24 protein-coding genes are annotated in these 20,761 nt (G+C 69.5%); 8 read left to right on the forward strand and 16 right to left on the reverse strand.

Features of this window, described 5'->3' with window-relative positions; genetic code table 11:
* Window positions 1-5: 5 nt before the first annotated feature.
* From ACDP63_RS15000 to ACDP63_RS15020, 5 genes are read left to right on the forward strand one after another with little or no spacing between them, the layout of a single operon-like run.
* Window positions 6-1,058, forward strand: a complete 1,053-nt coding sequence (locus tag ACDP63_RS15000; protein WP_024843902.1) for a sugar phosphate isomerase/epimerase family protein — start codon at window positions 6-8, stop codon at window positions 1,056-1,058.
* The gene (locus ACDP63_RS15005) at window positions 1,055-2,149 is read left to right on the forward strand and encodes a Gfo/Idh/MocA family protein (protein WP_024843903.1); all 1,095 of its coding nucleotides are present in this window, start codon (window positions 1,055-1,057) and stop codon (window positions 2,147-2,149) included. Before ACDP63_RS15000 ends, ACDP63_RS15005 begins: the two co-directional genes overlap by 4 nt.
* Window positions 2,146-3,630 carry a sugar ABC transporter ATP-binding protein gene (locus ACDP63_RS15010; RefSeq protein WP_024843904.1) on the forward strand — a complete coding sequence of 495 codons (1,485 nt, stop codon included), beginning with the start codon at window positions 2,146-2,148 and terminating at the stop codon, window positions 3,628-3,630. Before ACDP63_RS15005 ends, ACDP63_RS15010 begins: the two co-directional genes overlap by 4 nt.
* The gene (locus tag ACDP63_RS15015; protein ID WP_024843905.1) at window positions 3,627-4,595 is read left to right on the forward strand and encodes an ABC transporter permease; all 969 of its coding nucleotides are present in this window, start codon (window positions 3,627-3,629) and stop codon (window positions 4,593-4,595) included. The genes ACDP63_RS15010 and ACDP63_RS15015 overlap by 4 nt, the downstream gene beginning before the upstream one ends.
* Window positions 4,596-4,613: 18 nt before the next feature.
* On the forward strand, window positions 4,614-5,573 hold the full coding sequence (locus ACDP63_RS15020; protein ID WP_024843906.1) for an ABC transporter substrate-binding protein: 960 nt from the start codon (window positions 4,614-4,616) through the stop codon (window positions 5,571-5,573).
* On the opposite strand, the gene ACDP63_RS15025 is transcribed toward ACDP63_RS15020, so the two are convergent.
* From ACDP63_RS15025 to ACDP63_RS15035, 3 genes are all read right to left on the reverse strand, one after another.
* Window positions 5,552-6,436, reverse strand: coding sequence for a sigma-70 family RNA polymerase sigma factor (locus tag ACDP63_RS15025; protein ID WP_024843907.1), 885 nt, complete (start codon window positions 6,434-6,436; stop codon window positions 5,552-5,554). The genes ACDP63_RS15020 and ACDP63_RS15025 overlap by 22 nt on opposite strands.
* On the reverse strand, window positions 6,426-6,899 hold the full coding sequence (locus ACDP63_RS15030; protein ID WP_024843908.1) for a carboxymuconolactone decarboxylase family protein: 474 nt from the start codon (window positions 6,897-6,899) through the stop codon (window positions 6,426-6,428). Before ACDP63_RS15030 ends, ACDP63_RS15025 begins: the two co-directional genes overlap by 11 nt.
* Before the next feature lie 100 nt (window positions 6,900-6,999).
* Window positions 7,000-8,142: an alpha-D-ribose 1-methylphosphonate 5-triphosphate diphosphatase gene (locus ACDP63_RS15035; protein WP_024843909.1), complete on the reverse strand. Its 1,143-nt coding sequence runs from the start codon at window positions 8,140-8,142 to the stop codon at window positions 7,000-7,002.
* Between the two features lie 95 nt (window positions 8,143-8,237).
* Here ACDP63_RS15035 and ACDP63_RS15040 point away from each other — a divergent pair, with 95 nt between their 5' ends.
* Entirely contained in the window at window positions 8,238-8,918 is a 681-nt protein-coding gene (locus ACDP63_RS15040; protein WP_409928202.1) for a DUF1045 domain-containing protein, read from the forward strand.
* Here ACDP63_RS15040 and phnN read toward each other — a convergent pair.
* Genes phnN through phnG form a run of 7 tightly spaced genes read right to left on the reverse strand, consistent with a single transcriptional unit; the run spans window position 8,900 to window position 13,862 of the window.
* Window positions 8,900-9,433: a phosphonate metabolism protein/1,5-bisphosphokinase (PRPP-forming) PhnN gene (gene phnN, locus ACDP63_RS15045; RefSeq protein ID WP_024843911.1), complete on the reverse strand. Its 534-nt coding sequence runs from the start codon at window positions 9,431-9,433 to the stop codon at window positions 8,900-8,902. The genes ACDP63_RS15040 and phnN overlap by 19 nt on opposite strands.
* Window positions 9,430-10,113 carry a phosphonate C-P lyase system protein PhnL gene (gene phnL / locus ACDP63_RS15050; RefSeq protein ID WP_024843912.1) on the reverse strand — a complete coding sequence of 228 codons (684 nt, stop codon included), beginning with the start codon at window positions 10,111-10,113 and terminating at the stop codon, window positions 9,430-9,432. Before phnL ends, phnN begins: the two co-directional genes overlap by 4 nt.
* 3 nt (window positions 10,114-10,116) lie before the next feature.
* A complete protein-coding gene (gene phnK, locus ACDP63_RS15055) occupies window positions 10,117-10,899 on the reverse strand; it encodes a phosphonate C-P lyase system protein PhnK (RefSeq protein WP_028710243.1) in 783 nt (260 codons plus the stop codon).
* Entirely contained in the window at window positions 10,896-11,768 is an 873-nt protein-coding gene (locus tag ACDP63_RS15060; RefSeq protein ID WP_024843914.1) for an alpha-D-ribose 1-methylphosphonate 5-phosphate C-P-lyase PhnJ, read from the reverse strand. Before ACDP63_RS15060 ends, phnK begins: the two co-directional genes overlap by 4 nt.
* Window positions 11,765-12,847: a carbon-phosphorus lyase complex subunit PhnI gene (locus ACDP63_RS15065; RefSeq protein ID WP_024843915.1), complete on the reverse strand. Its 1,083-nt coding sequence runs from the start codon at window positions 12,845-12,847 to the stop codon at window positions 11,765-11,767. The genes ACDP63_RS15060 and ACDP63_RS15065 overlap by 4 nt, the downstream gene beginning before the upstream one ends.
* Window positions 12,847-13,413, reverse strand: coding sequence for a phosphonate C-P lyase system protein PhnH (gene phnH / locus ACDP63_RS15070; protein WP_024843916.1), 567 nt, complete (start codon window positions 13,411-13,413; stop codon window positions 12,847-12,849). The genes ACDP63_RS15065 and phnH overlap by 1 nt, the downstream gene beginning before the upstream one ends.
* The gene (gene phnG, locus ACDP63_RS15075) at window positions 13,410-13,862 is read right to left on the reverse strand and encodes a phosphonate C-P lyase system protein PhnG (protein ID WP_024843917.1); all 453 of its coding nucleotides are present in this window, start codon (window positions 13,860-13,862) and stop codon (window positions 13,410-13,412) included. The genes phnH and phnG overlap by 4 nt, the downstream gene beginning before the upstream one ends.
* 118 nt (window positions 13,863-13,980) lie before the next feature.
* On the opposite strand from phnG, the gene phnF reads away from it, so the two are divergent.
* On the forward strand, window positions 13,981-14,700 hold the full coding sequence (gene phnF, locus ACDP63_RS15080; RefSeq protein WP_024843918.1) for a phosphonate metabolism transcriptional regulator PhnF: 720 nt from the start codon (window positions 13,981-13,983) through the stop codon (window positions 14,698-14,700).
* Here the strand turns inward: phnF and phnE (ACDP63_RS15085) are convergent.
* The 4 genes from phnE (ACDP63_RS15085) to phnC form a co-directional block, all read right to left on the reverse strand.
* Window positions 14,697-16,022, reverse strand: a complete 1,326-nt coding sequence (phnE, locus tag ACDP63_RS15085) for a phosphonate ABC transporter, permease protein PhnE (protein ID WP_024843919.1) — start codon at window positions 16,020-16,022, stop codon at window positions 14,697-14,699. The genes phnF and phnE (ACDP63_RS15085) overlap by 4 nt on opposite strands.
* Window positions 16,023-16,025: 3 nt before the next feature.
* Window positions 16,026-16,871 (reverse strand): phosphonate ABC transporter, permease protein PhnE, encoded by an 846-nt coding sequence (gene phnE, locus ACDP63_RS15090; protein ID WP_024843920.1) that lies wholly within the window; start codon window positions 16,869-16,871, stop codon window positions 16,026-16,028.
* A 65-nt stretch (window positions 16,872-16,936) separates the two neighbouring features.
* On the reverse strand, window positions 16,937-17,848 hold the full coding sequence (phnD, locus tag ACDP63_RS15095; protein WP_024843921.1) for a phosphonate ABC transporter substrate-binding protein: 912 nt from the start codon (window positions 17,846-17,848) through the stop codon (window positions 16,937-16,939).
* Between the two features lie 33 nt (window positions 17,849-17,881).
* Window positions 17,882-18,700, reverse strand: coding sequence for a phosphonate ABC transporter ATP-binding protein (gene phnC, locus ACDP63_RS15100; protein ID WP_024843922.1), 819 nt, complete (start codon window positions 18,698-18,700; stop codon window positions 17,882-17,884).
* Window positions 18,701-19,009: 309 nt separating this feature from the next.
* Here phnC and ACDP63_RS15105 point away from each other — a divergent pair, with 309 nt between their 5' ends.
* Complete coding sequence (locus ACDP63_RS15105) at window positions 19,010-19,207, forward strand: hypothetical protein (protein WP_024843923.1); 198 nt, start codon at window positions 19,010-19,012, stop codon at window positions 19,205-19,207.
* A gap of 63 nt (window positions 19,208-19,270) precedes the next feature.
* Here ACDP63_RS15105 and ACDP63_RS15110 read toward each other — a convergent pair whose 3' ends face one another.
* Together ACDP63_RS15110 and ACDP63_RS15115 are read right to left on the reverse strand one after the other, a co-directional pair.
* A complete protein-coding gene (locus tag ACDP63_RS15110) occupies window positions 19,271-19,813 on the reverse strand; it encodes an NADPH-dependent FMN reductase (protein ID WP_024843924.1) in 543 nt (180 codons plus the stop codon).
* Window positions 19,814-19,904: 91 nt separating this feature from the next.
* Window positions 19,905-20,606: a 5-formyltetrahydrofolate cyclo-ligase gene (locus tag ACDP63_RS15115; protein WP_024843925.1), complete on the reverse strand. Its 702-nt coding sequence runs from the start codon at window positions 20,604-20,606 to the stop codon at window positions 19,905-19,907.
* Between the last annotated feature and the right edge of the window lie 155 nt (window positions 20,607-20,761).

Consider the following 20,761-nt stretch of genomic DNA (forward strand, 5'->3'; position numbering starts at 1 on the left):
AAACCATGCGGACCATCAAGGGACCGGCGCTGTTCCTGGCGCAGTTCATCGGCGAGACGGCGCCCTTCGACAGTTGGGACGGCATCACCCGCTGGGCCGCCGATTGCGGCTATCTGGGCGTGCAGGTACCGACCAACGACCCGCGCATCCTGGACCTGGCGCGCGCCGGGGAGTCGCAGGATTACCGCGACGAATTCCTGGGCATCGCCCGGCAGAACGGCGTCGATGTGACCGAGCTTTCGACGCATCTGCAGGGCCAGCTTGTCGCCGTGCATCCGGCCTATGACGCGGGTTTCGACGCCTTTGCGCCGCCGGCCCTGCGCGGCAATCCCCGCGCGCGGCAGGAATGGGCGGTCGATCAGGTCGCCCGCGCCATCCGGGTCAGCCGGCTGTTGGGGCTGGACCGGATGGCGACCTTCTCGGGCGCCCTGGCCTGGCCCTATCTTTACCCCTGGCCGCAGCGCGCGCCGGGGCTGATCGAGGCCGCCTTCGACACGCTGGCCGCACGCTGGCGTCCGCTGCTGGACCTGGCCGAGGAAAACGGGGTGGATCTCTGCTATGAGATCCATCCGGGCGAGGATCTGCACGACGGCGTGACATTCGAGATGTTCCTCGACCGCGTGGACGGGCACCGCCGGGCGAACATGCTTTACGACCCTTCGCATTATGTCCTGCAACAGCTTGATTACCTTCAGAACATCGACATCTATCGCGACCGCATCCGCATGTTCCACGTCAAGGATGCCGAGTTCCGCCCGACCGGCCGGCAGGGGGTCTATGGCGGCTATCAGGGTTGGGCCGAACGCGCGGGCCGTTTCCGCAGTCCCGGCGACGGTCAGGTGGATTTCGGCGCGGTGTTTTCCAAGCTGACGCAATACGGTTTCGACGGCTGGGCGGTGGTCGAATGGGAATGCGCGCTGAAGCACCCCGAGGACGGCGCGCGCGAAGGCGCGCGTTTCGTGCGCGACCACATCATCCGGGTGACGCCGCACGCCTTCGACGATTTCGCCGCCAGCCGCGTCGACCGAGCGGCCATCGACAGGGCGCTGGGGCTATGAGGCCGGTTCGCCTGGGCATGGTCGGCGGCGGCAGCGGCGCCTTCATCGGCGCCATCCATCGCATCGCGGCGCGCATGGACGGGCAATTCGTGCTGGTCGCGGGGGCGCTGTCCTCGGACCCCGCGCGCGCGGCGGCCAGCGCCGCCGAACTGGGCATCCGCGGCTATGACGACTTCGCCGAGATGGCGCGGGCCGAGGCCGCCCGCGAGGACGGGATCGAGGCGGTCAGCATCGTCACCCCGAACCACCTGCACGCCGCCCCCGCCGCGGCCTTTCTGCGCGCCGGCATCCATGTGATCTGCGACAAGCCGCTGGCCGCGACGCCCGAACAGGCGCGCGAGATCGCCGAGGCAGCGCGGGCCAGCGGCGCGCGGTTCTTCCTGACCCATAACTATTGCGCGATGCCCATGGTGCGCGAGGCCCGTGCGCTGGTGGCCGAGGGCGCGCTGGGGGATATCCGCCTGGTGCAGGCCGAATATCTGCAGGGCTGGCTGGCCGACCGCGCCGACAGCAAGCAGGCCGAATGGCGCACCGATCCCGCCCGCGCCGGTGCCGGGGCCATCGGCGACATCGGCACCCATGCCTGGCAGTTGGCGCAATTCGTCACCGGCCAGACGCCCGCGTCCCTGTCGGCGGAACTCTCCAGCATGGTGCCGAGCCGCACGGTCGATGACGATGCCCGCATCGCGCTGCGCTACGGCTCGGGCGCGCGGGGCGGCATCTGGGTCAGCCAGGTCGCCGTCGGCCAGGAAAACGGACTGTCGCTGCGCGTCTTCGGCACCGAGGCGGCGCTGGAATGGCGCCTGACCGACCCCGAGCGGCTGATCCTGTCGCCCAAGGACGGCCCGGCCCGCATCCTGACCCGGGCGCAGGACCGCAGCGCCTCATATCGCACGCCGCCGGGACATCCCGAGGGATATTTGGAAGGTTTCGCCAATCTTTACCGAGATATAGCCTCGATTATTCGAGGCGACTCCAGCCTCTCCGACCGCGTGCCGGGTCTGGAGGCCGGGCTGTCCGGCATGGCGTTCATCGCTGCCGCGCAGGCTTCCTCGGCACGCGGCGGCGCCTGGGTCGAGGTCCGGCCGTGACCGTGCTGGCGCTCGACAACGTCTCGAAAAGCTTCGGCCCGATCGAAGTGCTGCACGGCGTCGGACTGGCACTGGAGCCGGGCGAGGTCCATGCCCTGATCGGCGAGAACGGCGCCGGAAAATCCACGATCATGAAGATCCTGGGCGGTTTCCTTGACCCGACATCGGGCCAGATCCTGCTGGACGGCCAGCCCGTCCATTTCGCCAGCGGGCCCGAGGCCGAGGCGCAGGGCATCGTCGTCATCCACCAGGAATTCAACCTTGCCCCCGACCTGACCGTGGCGGCGAATGTGTTCCTGGGCCGCGAGATCGGCGGCTGGCGGCTGGACCATGCCGCGATGCGGGACGCGACCGCCGCGCTGCTCAAGCGGCTGGACACCCGCATCGACCCCGAGGCGCGCATCCGCGACCTGTCCGTGCCCGACCGCCAGATGGTCGAGATCGCCAAGGCCCTGTCGCGCAAGGCCCGCGTGCTGATCATGGACGAACCCAGCGCCGTCTTGACCCATCGCGAGGTCGGCGCGCTTTACGCCCAGATCGACCGGCTGCGGGCCGAGGGGGTGGCGATCCTTTACTGCTCTCACCGGCTGGACGAGGTGGCGCATCTGGCCGACCGCATCACCGTGCTGCGCGACGGCCGCGTCGTGCGGCAGGCGCTGCGCGGCGAGCTGACCGAGGACGGCATGGCCACCGCCATGGTCGGCCGCGAATTGCAGGATTTCTACCCGCCCAAGGGCCAGCCGGGCGACGCGCCTGCGCTGGAGGTCCGGGGCCTGTCCGTGCCCGGCCGGGTCCGCGACGTCAGCTTTACCCTGCGCCGGGGCGAGGTGCTGGGCATCGCCGGCCTTGTCGGGTCCGGCCGCACCGAACTGGCCGAGGGGCTGGTCGGGCTGCGTCCCTCGACCGGCGAGATCCGGGTCGAGGGCCGGCCCGTCGCCATCCGCAGCCTGCGCGACGCCTTTGCCGCCGGCCTCGCCTATCTGACCGAGGACCGCAAGGAGGCGGGGCTGCTGCTCGACAAGGGGCTGCGCGAGAACCTGACGCTGGCGACGCTGGAACGCTTCGGCGGATGGCGACTGGACACCAGGGCCGAAGATGCCGCGCTGGACAGCGCGACGCGGGAATTCGACATCCGCGCCCCGCGCCGCGACATGCCGGCCGGAAAGCTGTCGGGAGGAAACCAGCAAAAGCTGTTGATGGCCAAGGTGATGCTTCCAGATCCTCGAATCATTCTCATTGACGAGCCGACGCGCGGCATCGACGTGGGCACCAAGCGGCAGATCTATGCCTTCATCCGCAAGCTTGCCGCCGAGGGACGCAGCCTGATCGTCATCAGCAGCGAGATGACCGAGGTGATCGGCCTGGCCGACCGCGTGCTGGTGATGCGCGAGGGGCGGCTGGCCGGCGAACTGGCCGGCGAGGACATGACCGAGGACCGCATCGTCCGCCTTGCCATGGGCGTGACCGGAGAAGCCGCATGAAGATCGACCTGCATACCCTTGGCCCACTTGTCGCTTTGGTCGCCCTGGTGATCCTGGGCGCGGCGCTGAACAGCGCCTTCCTGGCGCCGGCGAACATCACCAACGTGCTGGCGCGCTCGGCCTTCATCGGGCTGATCGCGGTCGGCATGACCTTCGTCATCACCGCGGGCGGGCTGGACCTGTCGGTGGGGTCCATGGCCGCGTTTCTGGCCGGCATCGCCATCATCGCCATGAACGCCGCCCTGCCGACGACCGGCCTGAACTGGGGCACGGTCCTGGTCGGCATGGGCGTGGCGATCCTTGGCGGCGTCGCCGCCGGATACCTGAACGGCGCGCTGGTCACCAAGGCGCGGATCGAGCCCTTCATCGTCACGCTGGGCACCATGGGCATCTTCCGCTCGCTGGTCACATGGCTGGCCGATGGCGGCACGCTGTCGCTGGATTACGGGCTGCGCACGCTTTACCGGCCGGTCTATTACAGCGGCATCGGCTGGATCACCTGGCCGATCATCACCTTTGCCATCGTCGCGGTCCTTGGCGAATGGACCATGCGCCATTCCCGCTTTGGCCGCCATGTCGAGGCCATCGGCTCGAACGACCGGGTCGCGCGCTATTCGGCCATCGACGTGAATCGCATGCGGCTTCTGACCTATGTGCTGCTGGGCGTGCTGGTCGGGCTGGCGGTTGTGCTTTACGTGCCGCGGCTGGGCTCGGCCTCGGGCTCGACCGGGGTTCTGTGGGAGCTTGAGGCCATCGCCGCGGTCATCATCGGCGGCACGGCGCTGAAGGGCGGCCGCGGCCGGGTCTGGGGCACGGTGGTCGGCGTGCTGATCCTGTCGCTGATCGACAACATCCTGAATCTGGCCGATCTGGTCAGCCCCTATCTGAACGGGGCGATCCAGGGGGTCATCATCGTTCTTGCTGTCGTCTTGCAGCGGGAGAAACGCACCGCCGAGGAGCGGTGACTGGGGAGGAAGCAACAGATGAAACGCAGAAGCCTGATGAAAGCCGCGGCCCTGATGGCGGCGATGGGGATCGCCGCCCCTGCCGTCGCGCAGGAGGCCGAGAAGAAGATCATCGGCGTGTCGATCCCGTCCGCCACGCATGGGTTCATGGGCGGGCTGAACTGGCACGCGCAGGACACGATCAAGCGGCTGGGCGCCGCCTATCCCAACCTTGAATTCGTGCTCTCCACCGCCGGCGACCCGGCCAAGCAGGTCAACGACATCGAGGACATGATGGCCACGCGCAACATCGACGCGCTGGTGGTGCTGCCCTTCGAATCCGAGCCGCTGACCGCGCCGGTCAAGGCGGTCAAGGATGCGGGCAAGTTCGTGACCGTGGTGGATCGCGGGCTGAGCCAGGAGGGGATCGAGGATCTTTACGTCGCCGGCGACAACACCGCCTTCGGCCGCGTCGCGGGGGAGTACTTCAAGGAGAACCTTGAGCCCGGCGCCAAGGTCGTGGTGCTGCGCGGCATCCCGACCACGCTGGACAACGAGCGCGTCGATGCGTTCCGGGCGGCGCTGGAGGGGTCCGAGGTCGAGATCCTCGACATGCAGCACGGCAACTGGAACCGCGACGACGCCTTTGCGGTGATGCAGGACTATCTGGCGAAATATCCGCAGATCGACGCGGTCTGGGCGGCCGACGACGACATGGCCATCGGCGTGCTCGAAGCGATCTCGGCCGCGAACCGGCAGGACGAGATGTGGGTGATCGGCGGCGCCGGCATGAAGGAAATCGTCAAGCGCATCATGGAGGGCGACAAGCAGCTGCCGGTGAACGTGACCTATCCGCCGGCGCTGATCTCCTCGGCCATCGAGATGACGGCGCTGAACTTCGTGTCGAATGCGCCGATGACCGGGCGCTTCATCATCAGCAGCCAGCTCATCACCCCCGAGAACGCCGAGCAGTTCTATTATCCCGACAGCCCGTTCTGAACGGCCGGCCGCAGCCCCGCCAGCTTGTCGGGGTTGCGGGTGATGAAGATGGCGGCGATGCGGCCGTCGTCCCTGATCTGCAGGGCGGTGGTTTGCAGGTGGCCGCCGACCCGGCTGAGGAAACCGGGCAGGCCGTCGATGGTGACGGCGCCCAGGAACTCGGGCGGCGGGCCGGGCTTGCGCGCCAGCCCGGCATAGAGCCGGGCGACGCGCTCGGCCCCCGCGATCACGTTGAGGAAGGCCACCACCTTGCCGCCGCCGTCGGAATAGATCCGCACGTCGCGGGCAAGGATCCGGCCCAGCACCGCCGGATCGCCTTGCCGGCAGGCCTCGAAGAAGGCGCGGGCCAGCGCCTCGCCGGTCTCTTTCGGCAGGGCATGGCGGGGCCGGTCGATGCGCACATGCGCCCGCGCCCGTGCGGCCAGCTGCCGCGTCGCGGCCGGGCTGCGGCCGATGGTTTCCGCGACCTCGTCCAGCCTTTCGCCAAAGACGTCGTGCAGCAGGAAGGCGGCGCGTTCCAGCGGCGTCAGCCGCTCCAGCGCCATCATCAGGGTCAGCGTCAGGTTGTCGGCGCGCAGGCTGTCGTCCTGGGGTTCGATCAGCGGCTCGGGCAGCCAGGTGCCGGGATAGGACTCGCGCCGGGCGCGGGCGGATTTCATCTGGTCGAGGCACAGGCGCGAGACGACCCGCGTCAGCCATGCCGCCGGCTCGGCGATCCCCGTCCGGTCGCTGCGGTTCCAGCGCAGCCAGGCCTCTTGCAGGATGTCCTCGGCCTCGGCATGGCTGCCGAGCATGCGATAGGCCAGGCGCAGCAGACGGGGCCGCTGCGCCTGAAAGGTTTGCGTGGCGCGGTCAGGCCGCATCGGCCCGTTCTGCCGGCAGGCCCATCGCATGCGGGGCGCGCAGGCCGACCTGCACGCGGTTCCACAGGTTGATCGCGCCGATGGCCAGCGTCAGCCAGGCGCGCTCGTCCGGGGAAAAGGCCGCCTCGACCGCCTGCCAATCCGCATCCGGCGCCCCGGTCTGGGCGATCAGCGTCAGCGCCTCGGTCCAGGCCAGCGCCGCGCGCTCGCGGTCGGAAAACAGCGGGCTGTCGCGCCAGCCGGCGACCATGTGCAGGCGCAGATGGGTCTCGCCGTCCTGCAACGCCTCGGCCACGTGCATCTGGATGCAGAAGGCGCAGCCATTGATCTGCGAGGCGCGCAGCTTGACCAGATGCAGCAGCTTCGGCTCCAGCGGGCCGGCCTGCAGCGCGGCCTCGAAGCCTGTCAGCGCGCGATAGCCGGTCCTGGCGCGGTCGAAATGATCGGTCATGCGGGGTGTCATCGGTTGCTCCGTTCTGCTGTTGCACCGGCTTGACGAGGCAGCGCCCGGAAATGTGACATCGGCCCGCAAGAATATCCACGGCCGCCGCCAGTCCGCCCGGTCAGGCCACGCGCCTGCCCTGCACCCAGGCGCCGCGCAGCGCCCCCGCCTCGCCGATGCGGGCGACGCGGATCACGTCGGCGCGCGCCCCGGCCGCAAGCCGGCCGCGATCCCCGAGCCCGGTCGCCTCGGCCGGGGCCTGGGTCACGGTGGCGATGCCGCGCGCCATGTCGCCCCAGAGATCGCCCAAAAGCAGCGCCGCCGACAGCAGCGACGAGGGCACGTAGTCCGAGGACAGGATGTCCAGAAGCCCCGCCTCGGCCAGATCCGCCGCCGCGACATTGCCGGAATGGCTGCCGCCGCGGATCAGGTTCGGCGCCCCCATCATCACCCGGATGCCGTGGTCGCGGCAGGCCCGCGCCGCCTCGGCCGTGGTCGGGAATTCGGCGAAATGCGCGCCATGCCCGGCCGAAACCGCGACCTGCGCCGCCGTGGTGTCGTCATGGCTGGCCAGCACCGCGCCATAGCGCCGCGCCTCGGCCACCGCCGTTTCCTCGTGCAGCGCGCCCAGCCGGTCGCGCAGGGCGCGCTGGCTGGCGACATGGTCGGCAAAGCCCTCGTCCGACAGGCCGTGCTTGCCGCAGACGTAGTCCTTGAGCTTGGAGAGGTCGCGGAACTGCCGCTCTCCGGGCGTGTGGTCCATCAGGCTGACGATGCCGATGCGGTCCCGGGGGCCGAATTTCGCCATCTCGGCCACCAGGGTTTCGGAACAGACCTCGGCCCGCAGGTGCAGGAAATGGCTGATCTTCAGCGCGCCCATGGCGCGCAGCTCCAGGATCTCGTCGGCCAGCGCCCGGGCATATTCGCCATAGTTCGCCTTGCCGTCCGACACGACCGAGCCGACGCGCAGCGCGTCGAAGACCGTGGTGATGCCCACGCTGGCCAGTTCGCCGTCATGGGCCAGGATCGCCGCCTGATGCGGCCAATGCACCCGAGGCCGCGGCTGGATGTGCCGCTCCAGATTGTCGGTATGCAGTTCGATCAGGCCCGGCAGCACCAGATCGCCTTCGCAATCCAGCGCGCCCGTCGGCACCGTCCGGCCCGGATCGATGGCGGCGATGCGGCCATCCGCCATGCGCAGCGCGCCGCGGATCACCTCGCCCGGCAGGATAAGCGTGGCATTGGCAAGGATCGTCTCGGTCATTTCGTGCTGTCCTGTCTTGCGTCTGGCTCCATGGGCGGGCTGAATGCCAGCGCCGTGTCACAAGCCTGTGACATGCCAGCGATAAGAGCCTGCGCATGGAAATCATGAAGCGTTACGCCGTCTATTACGCCCCGCCCGAGGGGGAATTCGCCCGCCGCGCCGATGCATGGCTGGGCTGGGATGCCACCACGGGCCAGCCGCTGACCCCGCCGGAACTGGGCCTGCCGGCCGAGGAGATCACCCGCGATCCGCGCCGATACGGCTTTCACGGCACGCTGAAGCCGCCCTTCCGGCTGGCCGAGGGCCGGGATGCCGAAGCATTGCACCGGGCGGTCGAGGCTCTGGCGGCGCGGCTTTCGCCGGTGATCCTGCCCGGGCTGCGGCTGGCGAGCCTTGGCGGCTTTCTGGCCTTGGTGCCCGAGGGCGACACCGCGCCGCTGCAAACCCTGGCCGCGACGGTGGTGGCGGCGCTGGACGGCTTTCGCGCGCCCCTGACCGAGGCCGAGATCGCCCGCCGCCGCCCCGAGCAGCTGACGCCGCGGCAGCGCGAGCTGCTGGAGCTTTGGGGCTATCCCTATGTGATGGAGGAATTCCGCTTCCACCTGACCCTGACCGACCGGCTGGAGGAACCGCTGGCCGCCGAGGCGGCGCGGATCCTGGAGGCGCATTTCGCCCCGGTCCTGCCCCGGCCCTTCAAGGTCTCGGACCTGTGCCTGTTCGGCGAGGCCGAGGACGGGCGCTTTCACCTGCTGCATCGCTATACCCTTTCCGGCTGAAGCGCGGCCAGGAACCGGGCAAGCCCCTGTTCCGGCGTGCCGTCGTTCACCACCACGCGCGGCACGATGCCGGGCGGCAGCGGAAAGCCCGCCCGCGCCAGCCGCGCCGCCTGATCCGCGCCGCTTTCGCGGCCTCGCCCGGCAAGCCGCCGCGCCAGCACCTCGGGCGGCGCCGTCACCAGCAGCACCGTCAGGCCGGGGAAGCGCGCCCGCGCCTCGGCCAGCACGGCGCGGCTGGCATTGATGAGCAGCGTCCCCTGCCCGGCCAAGGCCGCGGCCGGGATGCCATAGCCCAGCCCATGCGCGCGCCAATGCAGGGCAAAGGCGCCTGCCCGCTCGCGCGCGGCGAATTCGGCCTCGGTGACGCCGTCGAAATCCTCGCCGCCCGCCTCGGCCGGGCGGGTGACGACGCGGCGGGCGGCGCGGATGTCAGGCCGCGCGGCGCAGGCCAGCGCCATCAGCGTGTCCTTGCCCGCGCCCGAGGGGCCGACCACGGCGACCAGCCGCCGGCTCATGCCGCCAGCCCCGGCGTAAAGCCGGTCACGTCGACCAGCCGGTCGCAGACCCGGTCCCGCGCCCCCTCGTCGTGGAAGATGCCCAGGATCGCCGCGCCGCGGGCCTTGGCCTCCTCGATCAGGCGCAGCACCACCTCGCGGTTCTGCGCGTCGAGGCTCGCGGTCGGCTCGTCCAGCAGCAGCGCCGGATAGTCATGGGCGAAGCCGCGGGCGATGTTGACCCGCTGCTGCTCGCCGCCCGAAAAGGTGGTGGGCGACAGCCGCCACAGCCGCTCGGGGATGTTCAGCCGCGCCAGCAGATCCGCGGCACGCGCCCGCGCCTGCGGGGCCGGGGTGCCCAGCCGCAACAGCGGCTCGGCCACCACCTCCAGCGTCGGCACGCGCGGCACCACGCGCAGGAACTGGCTGACATGGCCCAGAACCGCGCGGCGCAAGGCCAGGATCTGCCGCGGCTCGGCCGTGACCACATCGACCTCGCCGATGCGGATCGAGCCGGCCTCGGCCAGGTAATTGCCATAGACCATGCGCATCAGCGTCGATTTGCCGGCGCCGGACCGGCCGACCAGCCCAACGCATTCGCCGCCGGCCACGCGCAGATGCGCTCCCGCCATCACCGGGATCGCCACGCCGCCCTGATTGTGCAGGGTAAAGCTTTTCGAAAGGTTCCGGATCTCGATCATGGGCTACACCTGAAGGACAGAGGACACGAGAAGCTGGGTATAGGCATGCTGCGGATCGTCCAGCACCTGGTCGGTCAGCCCGCATTCCACCACGCGGCCGGATTTCATCACCATCAGCCGGTCCGCAAGCAGCCGCACCACGGCAAGGTCATGGGTCACGATCACCACCGACAGGCCAAGGTCGCGCACCAGCCCGCGCAACAGGTCCAGCAGCCGCGCCTGCACGCTGACGTCAAGCCCGCCGGTGGGTTCGTCCATGAACACCAGCCGCGGCCCCGTCACCAGGTTGCGGGCGATCTGCAAGCGTTGCTGCATGCCGCCCGAGAAGGCCGAGGGGCGGTCGTCGATCCGGTCCGCCGCGATCTCGACCCGACCCAGCCAGTCGGTGGCACTCTCGCGGATGGTGGCATAGTTGCGCCCCCCCACGGCCATCAGCCGCTCGCCGACATTGCCGCCGGCCGAGACGCCCATGCGCAGCCCGTCGCGCGGGTTCTGGTGGACATAGGCCCAGTCGCCGCGCAACAGCCGGCGCCGCTCGGCCTCGGAGAAAGCCAGCACATCGGCGCCGTCGAACAGGATCCGCCCCTCGTCCGGGCGCTGGTGCCCGGCAAGGCAGGACAGCAACGTCGATTTCCCCGAACCGCTTTCGCCGACGATGCCCAGCACCTCGCCGGGATAAAGGTCGAAGCCGACGCCCATGCAGCCGATCCGGGCACCGTAGCGTTTCGTCAGGCCCTGCACCGACAGCAGTGGTGCGGCGGTGATGGCGTTCTGCATCAGGGTCATGGCGTGGCTCCTTGCGGCGACAGGCGGCCGCGATGCCCCTGCGCCCGGCGCGAGGCGCAGAAATCGGTGTCGGAACAGACGAACATGCGCGTGCCGCGGTCGTCGGTGATGACCTCGTCCAGATAGCTGCCGGCCGAGCCGCAGAGGTCGCATGCGTGATCGGCCTTCGAGGCGACAAAGGGATGGTCCTCGAAATCCAGGCTGACCACATCCGAATATGGCGGCACGGCATAGATGCGCGCCTCGCGCCCGGCGCCGAACAGCTGGATCGCCGGGTTGCCGGCCAGCTTCGGATTGTCGAATTTCGGGATCGGCGAGGGGTCCATGACATAGCGCCCCTCGACCCGCACCGGATAGGCATAGGCGGTCGCGATCTCGCCATGCCGGGCGATGTCCTCGTAAAGCTTGACATGCATCAGCCCGTATTCCTCAAGCTCGTGCATCTTGCGCGTCTCGGTCTCTCGCGGCTCCAGAAAGCGCAGGGGCTCGGGGATCGGCACCTGGTAGACCAGGATCTGCCCCTCGGCCAGCGGCTGCTCGGGGATGCGGTGGCGGGTCTGGATCACCGTGGCCTCCGCAGTGCGCTCGGTGGTCTCGACCCCCGCCGTGCGCTGGAAGAAGCGGCGGATCGACACGGCATTGGTGGTGTCGTCGGCGCCCTGGTCGATGACCTTCAGCCGGTCGTCCGGGGTCAGGCAGGCCGCCGTCACCTGCACGCCGCCAGTGCCCCAGCCATAGGGCATGGGCATCTCGCGGCTGGCGAAGGGCACCTGATAGCCGGGCACCGCCAACGCCTTCAGAAGCGCGCGGCGGATCATCCGCTTGGTCTGTTCGTCCAGATAGGCGAAATTATAGGCTTGGTCGGTCATTCCGCCGCCTCCTGCATCTGCACGGCCTCGCGCCGCATGCGCCGGACCAGTTCCAGCTCGGCCTGGAAATCGACGTAATGCGGCAGCTTGATATGTTCGAGGAAACCCGTCGACTGGATGTTGTCGCAATGGCTTAGCACGAATTCCTCATCCTGCGCGGGGGCGCCGGTGAAATCCTCGCCCAGTTCCTGCCAGCGCAGGGCGCGGTCGACCAGCGACATGGAAATCGCCTTGCGTTCCGACTGGCCCATGACCAGGCCATAGCCGCGGGTGAATTGCGGCGGCTCGGTCTTCGAGCCCTTGAACTGGTTCACCGTGTCGCATTCGGTCAGCTCGACCTCGCCGATCTCGACGGCGAAACCCAGCTCGGGCAGCTCCACCTCGACCGCGACGCGGCCGATGCGCAATTCGCCGACAAAGGCATGGGTGCGGCCATAGCCGCGCTGCGTGGAATAGGCCAGCGACAGGGTGAAGCCCTCGTCCGCCCGCGCCAGCGCCTGCAGGCGCAGCGCGCGCGAGGCCGGCAGTTCCAGCGGCTGGCGGGTCAGGTCGGGGGCGGGCGTGTCCTCGGCCGGCTGCTGCTCGATCAGCCCGTCGCGGTCCAGCAGGCCGGTGACATGCGGCACCGGCTCGTCCGAGACAGGCGCCATGGGGGCGGGCGGCGGCGTGCCTTCGGCGGCCAGCGCGAAGTCCAGCAGGCGGTGGGTATAGTCGAAGGTCGGGCCCAGCACCTGCCCGCCCGGCAGATCCTTGAAGGTGGCCGAGACGCGGCGATCGACCGCCATCGCCGCCGTATCGACCGGGCGCGAGGCGCCGAAACGCGGCAATGTGGTGCGATAGGCGCGGATCAGGAACACCGCCTCGATCAGGTCGCCGCGCGCCTGCTTGATCGCCAGCGCGGCGAGGTCGGGATCGTAAAGCGAGCCCTCGGCCATCACCCGGTTTACCGCCAGCGCCATCTGCTCGCGGATCTGGGCCACGGTCAGCTCGGGGACCGCGGGATCGCCGCGGCGTTCCTCGGCCAGCCAGGCATGGGCGGCGTCGATGGCGCGCTCGCCCCCTTTGACGGCGACATACATCAGGCGTCCTCCACGATGGTGCTGCGCGGCAGGGCGGCAAGGCGCGCGCCGCAGGTCAGGATGCAATCGAGGCCCAGCGGGAACAGCGCCCGGTTGGCGCGGAAGCCGGCAGTTTCGGGCAGCGAAAGCCGCGCCTCGGTTTCGATGCCAGGGCCGGTCAGGCGGGCGCCCTCTGCCTCCAGCCGGTCCAGATCCACGATCAGCGTGGCCGAGCGGTCGGGATAGGACGGCTCGCCGATGCGAAAGCGGCTGACCGGTTGCAGCGCATCCCAGCGGCCAAGCGCGAATTGCGCCTGATCGGCCGCAACCAGCGGCGCGCCGGTGTGAAAGCCGATCCAGCCGCGCAGCGCCTCGCAATCCGCGGCGCCGGCCAGATGCAGCGGCGTGGTGGCGTCGGTCAGGGTCAAGAGCGCCACCCCGGCCGCGACCGAGATCGGCGCGGGCGGCCGGGCGCCCTGCACGGCAAAGATGCGGCCGGGCCGGGCCATGGCCTCCAAGAGCGCGCGAAAGGCATGGGCGGATTGGGTCGAGGGGTCGGCGAAACCGCCGGTCAGGATGGCGTTCATGCGTCCTCTCCGCGCAGCATGGTGAAGAATTCGACGCGGGTGGCGGCGGCCTTGGCGGCGCGGGTGGCGCGGGCTTCGGCGGCCTCCTGGCGCAGCGGGCCCAGCACCTGCGCCGCAATCTGCGGCGCCGCATCGGTCTGCATCAGCGCATCGGCGACGGCGGCGCGGGCGGCATGGGCCTTGTCGCGGCCCTGCACGCAGGCATGGCCCACCGCCCCGCCCGACAACCGGACCGAGCAGCGGGTCACGGTCATCTCGCCCAGGTTGAAGGGCGCGCCGGTGCCGCCGATGCGGCCCTGCACCATCACGGTGCCGATCTCGGGCGCACGCAGCATCTCATGCGCCGGCAATTCGGGCAGCAGCGCCGCCAGCCGCCCCGGCGGCGCCTTGGCCAGCGCCGAGATCCAGTCGCGGCGCGCAGCGGTTTCAGGATGGGGAGAGTGGGACATTCCGGGCCTCGACAAGCTTGCGGGTTTGTCTAGTTTTCTATACAACTAGACAAGTAATAGCCCGACCGCCGATTCGGCTCAAGGTCCGGCCTCGTGAATTTTTGGTGACGGAGGCGAGATGGCCCGCAGTCCGATCTGGAAATCCATCGCCGACACGCTGGCCGGTGAAATCGCCGGGGGGCATTACCACCCCGGCGACAAGCTGCCCTCCGAGGCGGTGCTGGCGGCGCGTTTCGGCGTCAATCGCCATACCGTGCGCCACGCGCTGGCCGCGCTGGCCGAGGCGGGGACGGTGCGCTCGCGTCGCGGGGCCGGGGTTTTCGTCGCGGCGCGGCCCACCGATTATCCGCTGGGCCTGCGGGTGCGGTTTCACCAGAACATCACCGCCTCGGGCCGCACGCCCTCGCGCCGGCTGACGCTGACCGAGACGCGCGCCGCCAATGCCGAGGAGGCCGAGGCGCTGCGCCTTGGCCCCGGCAGCCCGGTGCATGTGGTCGAGGGCGTGTCGCTGGTCGATGGCCAGCCGGTGGCGGTGTTCCGCTCGGTCTTCGATGCCGGACGCTTCCCCGGGCTTTTGCGGCATGTGGTGGCGATCCCCTCGGTCACGGCGGCGCTGGCGGAATGCGGGCTGAGGGACTACACCCGCGCCTCGACCCGGCTGACGGCGGAACTGGCGCCGGCGGTGATGGCGCTGGCGCTGGAGGTGCCGGAGGGCGCACCGGTGCTGCGTTCGGTGGCGGTGAACGTGGACGCGGGCGGCGTGCCGGTGGAATACGGCACCACCTGGTTCGCCGGCGACCGCGTCACGCTGACCCTGCGCCCCGAGGATGCCCTCTAGCCCCGGATCAGCCTGCGCCGCAGCCAGCCCGAGAAGCTGTCCATCGCCATCACCATCAGCACGATCAGCACCATGTAATAGGCCACGTCCTCCCAGTCCTTCTGGGTCTGGATCGCCTGGGTCAGCAACAGGCCGATGCCGCCGCCGACGATGGCGCCGATCACCGTGGCGCCGCGCGTGTTCGATTCCAGGAAATACAGCACCTGCGACAGCAGCACCGGCGTCACCTGCGGGATCACCCCGAAGCGCGCGCGCTGCACCGCACCCGCGCCGGTCGAGCGGATGCCCTCGACCTGCTTTTCGTCGATGTTTTCCAAGGCTTCCGAGAACATCTTGCCGAAGCTTCCCGTGTCGGTCAGCAGGATCGCCAGCGCGCCGGTCATCGGGCCGGGACCGAAGGCGCGGGCCAGCACGATGGTCCAGATCAGCCCGTCCACGCCGCGGATGAAGTCGAAGATCCGCCGCAGCCCGAAGCGCAGCGCGCCCAGCGGCATCATGTTGCGCGCCGCCATGAAGCCCAGCGGCAGCGCCACGAGCGCCGCGCCGAACGTGCCCAGAAAGGCCATCAGCACCGTCTCGAACATGGCCCAGATCACGTCGCCATGCCGCCACATCGCGTTGGTCCAGAAATCGCGCGCCATGGCGGCGATGTTGGGCAGATCGGGATCGACGCGCGGCCCCCAAAGCGCGCTGGCGGCGATCTCGGGCCAGCTCATGTAGTGAAACGGGCTGTCCAGGGTAAAGAAGAACAGCGCCCAGCCCGGCTGATAGCGGAAGGTCTCGACCTTGGCGCGGGTATAGGCAAAGCGCCCGGCCTCGGTGGTGACGCTGACCCGGCTGCCCGAGGCGTTGATCCAGTCCGGCAGCGGCTCGGGCGCGGTCAGGCGCAGCCCGCCATCCTGCTGGCGGATGTCGATCAGGCCGTAGCCCGGCACGTCGTAGCGCGCGCCCTCCGCGTCATAGGTGACGACATGGCCGTGGCCCAGGTCGATGCGGGTCGCATCGCCCTCGGTGGCGATCCAGGCAGGCAGGCGATCCGGCGGATAGGTGCCCTTGGCCTCGCCGTCGATGGCGACGCGCAGCGCGCCCGTGCGGTTGTCGCGCGTCACATGGGTCTTGTGCTGCCAGAAATCCGCCAGCAGCACGGCGGCATTGTCCATCCGCGCCCGCCCGGCCAGCCCGGCGATGTCGAAGGCGATGGCGGCATAGGCCAGATAGCCAAGGATCGCCAGCGGCACCGCAAAGGCTGCCAGCCGGCGGCGGGCGAAACGGGTCAACACGGTATCGGTCAGCGCGGGGGAAAGCGTGGCGGTGGTCGTCATGGTTCAGCCCCTGACCAGCCGGCTGCGCGCGTGGTCGGACAGCCGGTCGATGGCGACGATGGCCACGAACAGCAGCAGGAAGATCGCCACCACTTGGTCATAGCGGCCCGTGCCCCATTGCATCGCCAGCTTCAGGTCGTAGCCGATGCCGCCCGAGCCGACGAAGCCCAGGATGGCGCTGGCGCGCAGGTTGATCTCGAAGCGCATCAGCGCATAGGACAGCCAGTTCGGCGCGACCTGCGGCAGCACGCCCAGCCCGACCTGCTGGCCCCAGCCGGCGCCGACCGAGGCCAGCCCCTCGACCGGCTTCAGGTCGGCATTCTCGGCCACTTCGGAAAACAGCTTGCCGAGCGCGCCGGCAGTATGCAGCGAGATGGCGATGACCGCCGGCACCGGCCCGCCGCCGAGGATATAGATCAGCACCAGAGCGATCACGATCTCGGGCACGGCGCGCAGCGCGTCCATCAGCCGGCGGAACAGCCCGGTCAGCCGCGGCCAGCGCGCCAGCCCGCGCGTCGACAGAAGCGCCAGCCCCATCGCCATCAGCCCGCCCAAAAGCGTCGAGACCGCGGCGATGTTCAGCGTCTCGACCAGCGAGGGCAGGTGCTTGGCCAGCAGGCCCGGCAGGTTCGCGCGCTTCTGCCATGCCTCGGCCAGCACCTCGGAGGGGAAGGCCAGCACCATCGGCAGCCCGTCGACGAAGCCGCCGGCATTGCGGCTTTCGGCCAGCCGGAACCCGGCCGCCATCATGGCGACGAAGATCACCAGCAACAGCCCGCCGTAAAGCCGGCGGCGGCGGGCCAGTTCCAGATAGGCATCGCGGATATGGTCCGGGGCAAGGGCGGCCATGAGAGTCCTGCGGCTGAATTGCGGATGCCGCGCCCCGGCACGGGGACGCGGCCGGGAAGAGGCGCTTACTGCGCCGTTTCCTGCAGCTTGCGGGCGGCGACCACGCCCAGATAGGCGTCATGCGTCACCGGCACGAAATCCTTGGCCTCGCCATGCGCAACGCCATAGGCGCAGGCCTTGTCGGTCTCGTGCAGGTCGGCGGTCAGTTTCGTGACCTTGTCCTTGACCTCCTGCGGCAGGGCCTTGCGCAGCACCATCGGCCCTTCCGGGATCAGCTTGGATTTCCAGATCTCGACCAGGTCGTTCATCTCGACCAGCCCGGCATCGGCGGCCTTGCGGAAGGCGCCCGAGTTATAGCCGTCCTCCCAATCGCCCAGACCGTCGGCCCAGCTGACGCCGGCATCGAAATCGCCATTGGCCACGCCGATGATGGCCTGTTCATGCCCGCCGGCGAAACGGACCTGGCCGAAGAAATCCTCCAGCTTGCCATGGGTCTCGGCCAGTTCGGCGCCCGGCACCAGATAGCCCGAGGTCGAGTTCGGCTCGGCAAAGGCGAAGGACTTGCCCCTGGCATCCTCGATCGAGGCGATGCCGCTGTCCTTGCGCGCGAAGCCGATGGCGTAATAGCCGGTCGAGCCGTCCATGTTCTGCTTGGTCAGCACCGGCTCGACCGCCTCGGCATCGGTCAGATGGATCTTGGCATAGCCCGAGGCGCCCAGCCAGGCCATGTCCAGCGTGCCGCCCAGCAGGCCCTGGATGACGCCGTCGTAATCGGCGGGGGTGAAGACCTTGACCGGCACGCCCAGCTCGGCCTCGATGGCGGCGCGGTAGCATTCGTTCGAGGTCATGCGGTCCTGCGCGTTCTCGCCGCCCATGATCCCGAGGTTGAAGCCGGTGATCGGCTGGGCGGTGGCGGCCGAGGTCAGGCCGGAGCTGAGGGCGGTGGCGGCGGCAAGCGCCAGGGCAAGCGGTTTCATGGTCTCTCCATGGGTTGCGGTATTGCGGGGCCGTCAGGCCATCAACCGCGCGGCATAGGCCGCATCGGCCGCGGCGTCGGCGGGGATGGCGGTCGAGGTCGCGGCCTCGTTGAAGCTGTGGTCGGCGCCATAGATGTCGCGGGCGACGCCGGTCGAAAGCTGCGCGGGCGTGCCGTCGAAGACGATGCGGCCGTCGCGCATGCCGATCACCCGGTCGCAATAGCGCCGCGCCGTGTCCAGCGTGTGCAGGTTGGCGATGACCATGCGCCCGTCCTCGACATTGATGCGCTTGAGCGTGTCCATGACGATCTGCGCGTTCATCGGGTCGAGACTGGCGATGGGCTCGTCGGCCAGGATGATCCGGGGATCCTGCATCAGGGCGCGGGCGATGGCGACGCGCTGCTGCTGGCCGCCCGACAGCGCCTCGGCCCGCTTGGGCGCCTGTTCGGCGATGCCGAGCCGGTCGAGGATCTCCAGCGCGCGCAGGATGTCGGCGCGCGGCCAGAGGTTGAACAGCGTCGCCAGCACCGGCCGGCGGTTCAGCAGCCCGTGCAGCACGTTCGAGACCACGTCCATGCGCGGCACCAGGTTGAATTGCTGGAAGATCATCGCGCATTGGCTTTGCCAGGCGCGGCGGTCGCGGCCGCGCAGCGCCAGGATGTCGCGCCCGTCCACGCAGATCCGCCCGGCCGAGGCGTCGGTCAGCCGGTTCATCATCCGCAGGAAGGTGGACTTGCCCGCCCCCGACCGGCCGATGATGCCGACGAAGGCCGGGCCGTCCACGGAAAAGCTGATATCGTCCACCGCGGCACGCCCGGAAAAGACGCGGGTGACGTTCTGAACTGCAAGCAAGGCGGGCCCTCCATGAGCGGTTGGGGGGCTCATAGCCGGGATCGGTGACGAAAACGGCTCAGTTCGGTGAAGCTTTCTTGACGCCGCGCCGCCACCCGCCTTTCCCGAGCGTTTTTCACAGGACGCAAAATCCAAATCCGAGTGTTCGGATCGGGATCATAACACCAAGAACTTCTATCAACTATATGTTTTTACAAGATTATTTCTTGACCCCTCGCGAATCGCCCGCTATATCCGGGCCAAGGTCGCCAGCCAGCCGAAACGCCAGCCAGCCACCCCAGAGACAGCCAGCCAGACAGGAGAACAGCCATGACGAAAACCGCTTGCAGCGCCTGCGCGTTCTATGAGGATCACGTCGCCAACTCCGCCAGCACGCTTTCGGATTCCGGCCTGTGCCGCGCCAACCCCCCCGTCAACCAGAAGGATGCGGACACCAGGGGCTATTGGCCGGTCGTCAAGTCGAACGATTGGTGCGGGCAGTTCGCCGCCACCTTCGCGGCCGAATAATCGTCCACCGCATCGACGCAAGAAGGCAGCCCTCGGGCTGCCTTTCGCATGACCCGTCCCGGATCAGAGGCGCGCGGCAAAGCCCTCCAGGAATTTCCGCAGCTGCGCGCGCGTCTTGTCGTCGGTCAGGTTGCCCTGGTCGTCGAAGACCGATCCCGCGCGCGACACCATCAGCCGCCCCTCGGTCCACAGCGCGGCCTTGAGCGTGCGCAGCACCGGCAGCCAGTGGTTCTGCGCCAGGATGGTGCCGAACCCGCCGGGCGAGGCGCCGATCACCGCCACCGGCTTGCCCACGAACAGCGCCAGCCCCTCGCCGCGCGACATCCAGTCGATGGCGTTCTTGAACACGCCCGGCACGCCGTTGTTGTATTCCGGCGTCACCATCAGCAACCCGTCCGCCGCCGCAAGCTGCGCTTGCAGGGCGCGTACCGGCTGCGGCAGGCCCGACTCGGCCTCCAGATCGCCGTCGTAAAGCGGCACCTCGCGGATCGAACCGGTCTGGATGCGCACCCCCTCGGGCGCCAGGTCGGCCGCGGCGCGCAGCAGCCCGGCATTAAACGAGGCGCGCCGCAGGCTGCCGCTGAGGCCCAGGATTGTCTTGGTCATCGGTGCTTGTCCCTTGCTGCCCGCCGGCCCCTGCCGGCTGTCGCTCAACGTCGCGGGCACGGAAATCGATGCCATGCCCGACGGGATTTTTTCACGCCCTGTCCCGATATTGCAGACCGCATTCGGTGACGATGGCGGCCAGCCGGATGTCGTGTGGCTGCGGATAGATCGTCGCCAGCCGGGCCGCCTGCAAGCCGACCCCGACGGCCAGCGGCTGCCGCGCGGCCAGCGTGCGGTCGAAATAGCCGCCGCCATAACCCAGCCGATAGCCGGCGCCGTCCCAGCCGACCAGCGGGGCCAGAACCACATCCGGCTCGACCGTTTCGGTGTTCGCCGGCACCGGGATGTTCCAATGCCCGCGCCGCATCGCCGCGCCGGGATGCCAGGGGCGAAAGACCAGCGGGTTGGCCGGCCGCTCGACCTCGGGCAGGGCCAGAAGGGCGCCGCGATCATGCAGGCGGGCCAGCCAGGGGCGCAGGTCGGGTTCCGACCGGATCGGCCAATAGCCGGCGACCACACGGCCGCGGGGATCGGGCAGATGCGCGGCCAGCAGCGCGTCCAGGCCGCGGGCGATGGCCGCGGCGATGGCCTGGCGCGCGGCGATGCTCAGGCCCGCGCGGCTGGCCAGCAATTCCTCGCGCCGCGCCCTGCGCCAGCGCGCCACGTCGCGGGCCTGCCCTGCATCGACGGCCAAGGGATCGAAGTAGTCCGGCGCGATCCGCTCGGCCTGGCAAGGGGGCGAGCCGCCCTGCTCCCCATCGGCCCTGTCCGATCCCGCGGTGGGAGGCTGCATCCTGGTCATGCGCGGCAGGGTAGCATGGCGCGGCGCACCGCCAAAGCCCGCGCGCAAGAATCGGCGTGACAGCGCGCTGCGCAGCGGTTATGGAGGCCGCATGTCGCATCGAATGCCCTGCACCGTCTCGTTTTATTGGTTCCGCTATCCAGCGG

Origin of the sequence: Paracoccus sp. P2, from assembly GCF_046335115.1 — a bacterium.
In the GTDB taxonomy this organism is placed as follows: domain Bacteria; phylum Pseudomonadota; class Alphaproteobacteria; order Rhodobacterales; family Rhodobacteraceae; genus Paracoccus; species Paracoccus pantotrophus.

Excerpts from the sequence above, each read along its gene's own strand:
- phnE (WP_024843920.1), bottom strand. The coding sequence starts at position 16,871 with ATGGCCGCCCTTGCCCCGGACCATATCCGCGATGCCTATCTGGAACTG.
- ACDP63_RS15035 (WP_024843909.1), bottom strand. The coding sequence starts at position 8,142 with ATGACCGAGACGATCCTTGCCAATGCCACGCTTATCCTGCCGGGCGAG.
- phnE (WP_024843919.1), bottom strand. The coding sequence starts at position 16,022 with ATGACGACCACCGCCACGCTTTCCCCCGCGCTGACCGATACCGTGTTG.
- ACDP63_RS15110 (WP_024843924.1), bottom strand. The coding sequence starts at position 19,813 with ATGACCAAGACAATCCTGGGCCTCAGCGGCAGCCTGCGGCGCGCCTCG.
- ACDP63_RS15040 (WP_409928202.1), top strand. The coding sequence starts at position 8,238 with ATGGAAATCATGAAGCGTTACGCCGTCTATTACGCCCCGCCCGAGGGG.
- phnH (WP_024843916.1), bottom strand. The coding sequence starts at position 13,413 with ATGAACGCCATCCTGACCGGCGGTTTCGCCGACCCCTCGACCCAATCC.
- phnL (WP_024843912.1), bottom strand. The coding sequence starts at position 10,113 with ATGATCGAGATCCGGAACCTTTCGAAAAGCTTTACCCTGCACAATCAG.
- phnG (WP_024843917.1), bottom strand. The coding sequence starts at position 13,862 with ATGTCCCACTCTCCCCATCCTGAAACCGCTGCGCGCCGCGACTGGATC.
- ACDP63_RS15065 (WP_024843915.1), bottom strand. The coding sequence starts at position 12,847 with ATGTATGTCGCCGTCAAAGGGGGCGAGCGCGCCATCGACGCCGCCCAT.
- ACDP63_RS15020 (WP_024843906.1), top strand. The coding sequence starts at position 4,614 with ATGAAACGCAGAAGCCTGATGAAAGCCGCGGCCCTGATGGCGGCGATG.
- phnD (WP_024843921.1), bottom strand. The coding sequence starts at position 17,848 with ATGAAACCGCTTGCCCTGGCGCTTGCCGCCGCCACCGCCCTCAGCTCC.
- ACDP63_RS15025 (WP_024843907.1), bottom strand. The coding sequence starts at position 6,436 with ATGCGGCCTGACCGCGCCACGCAAACCTTTCAGGCGCAGCGGCCCCGT.
- phnK (WP_028710243.1), bottom strand. The coding sequence starts at position 10,899 with ATGACCCTGATGCAGAACGCCATCACCGCCGCACCACTGCTGTCGGTG.
- ACDP63_RS15000 (WP_024843902.1), top strand. The coding sequence starts at position 6 with ATGCGGACCATCAAGGGACCGGCGCTGTTCCTGGCGCAGTTCATCGGC.
- ACDP63_RS15060 (WP_024843914.1), bottom strand. The coding sequence starts at position 11,768 with ATGACCGACCAAGCCTATAATTTCGCCTATCTGGACGAACAGACCAAG.
- ACDP63_RS15115 (WP_024843925.1), bottom strand. The coding sequence starts at position 20,606 with ATGCAGCCTCCCACCGCGGGATCGGACAGGGCCGATGGGGAGCAGGGC.
- ACDP63_RS15105 (WP_024843923.1), top strand. The coding sequence starts at position 19,010 with ATGACGAAAACCGCTTGCAGCGCCTGCGCGTTCTATGAGGATCACGTC.
- ACDP63_RS15005 (WP_024843903.1), top strand. The coding sequence starts at position 1,055 with ATGAGGCCGGTTCGCCTGGGCATGGTCGGCGGCGGCAGCGGCGCCTTC.
- phnN (WP_024843911.1), bottom strand. The coding sequence starts at position 9,433 with ATGAGCCGGCGGCTGGTCGCCGTGGTCGGCCCCTCGGGCGCGGGCAAG.
- ACDP63_RS15030 (WP_024843908.1), bottom strand. The coding sequence starts at position 6,899 with ATGACACCCCGCATGACCGATCATTTCGACCGCGCCAGGACCGGCTAT.
- ACDP63_RS15015 (WP_024843905.1), top strand. The coding sequence starts at position 3,627 with ATGAAGATCGACCTGCATACCCTTGGCCCACTTGTCGCTTTGGTCGCC.
- phnF (WP_024843918.1), top strand. The coding sequence starts at position 13,981 with ATGGCCCGCAGTCCGATCTGGAAATCCATCGCCGACACGCTGGCCGGT.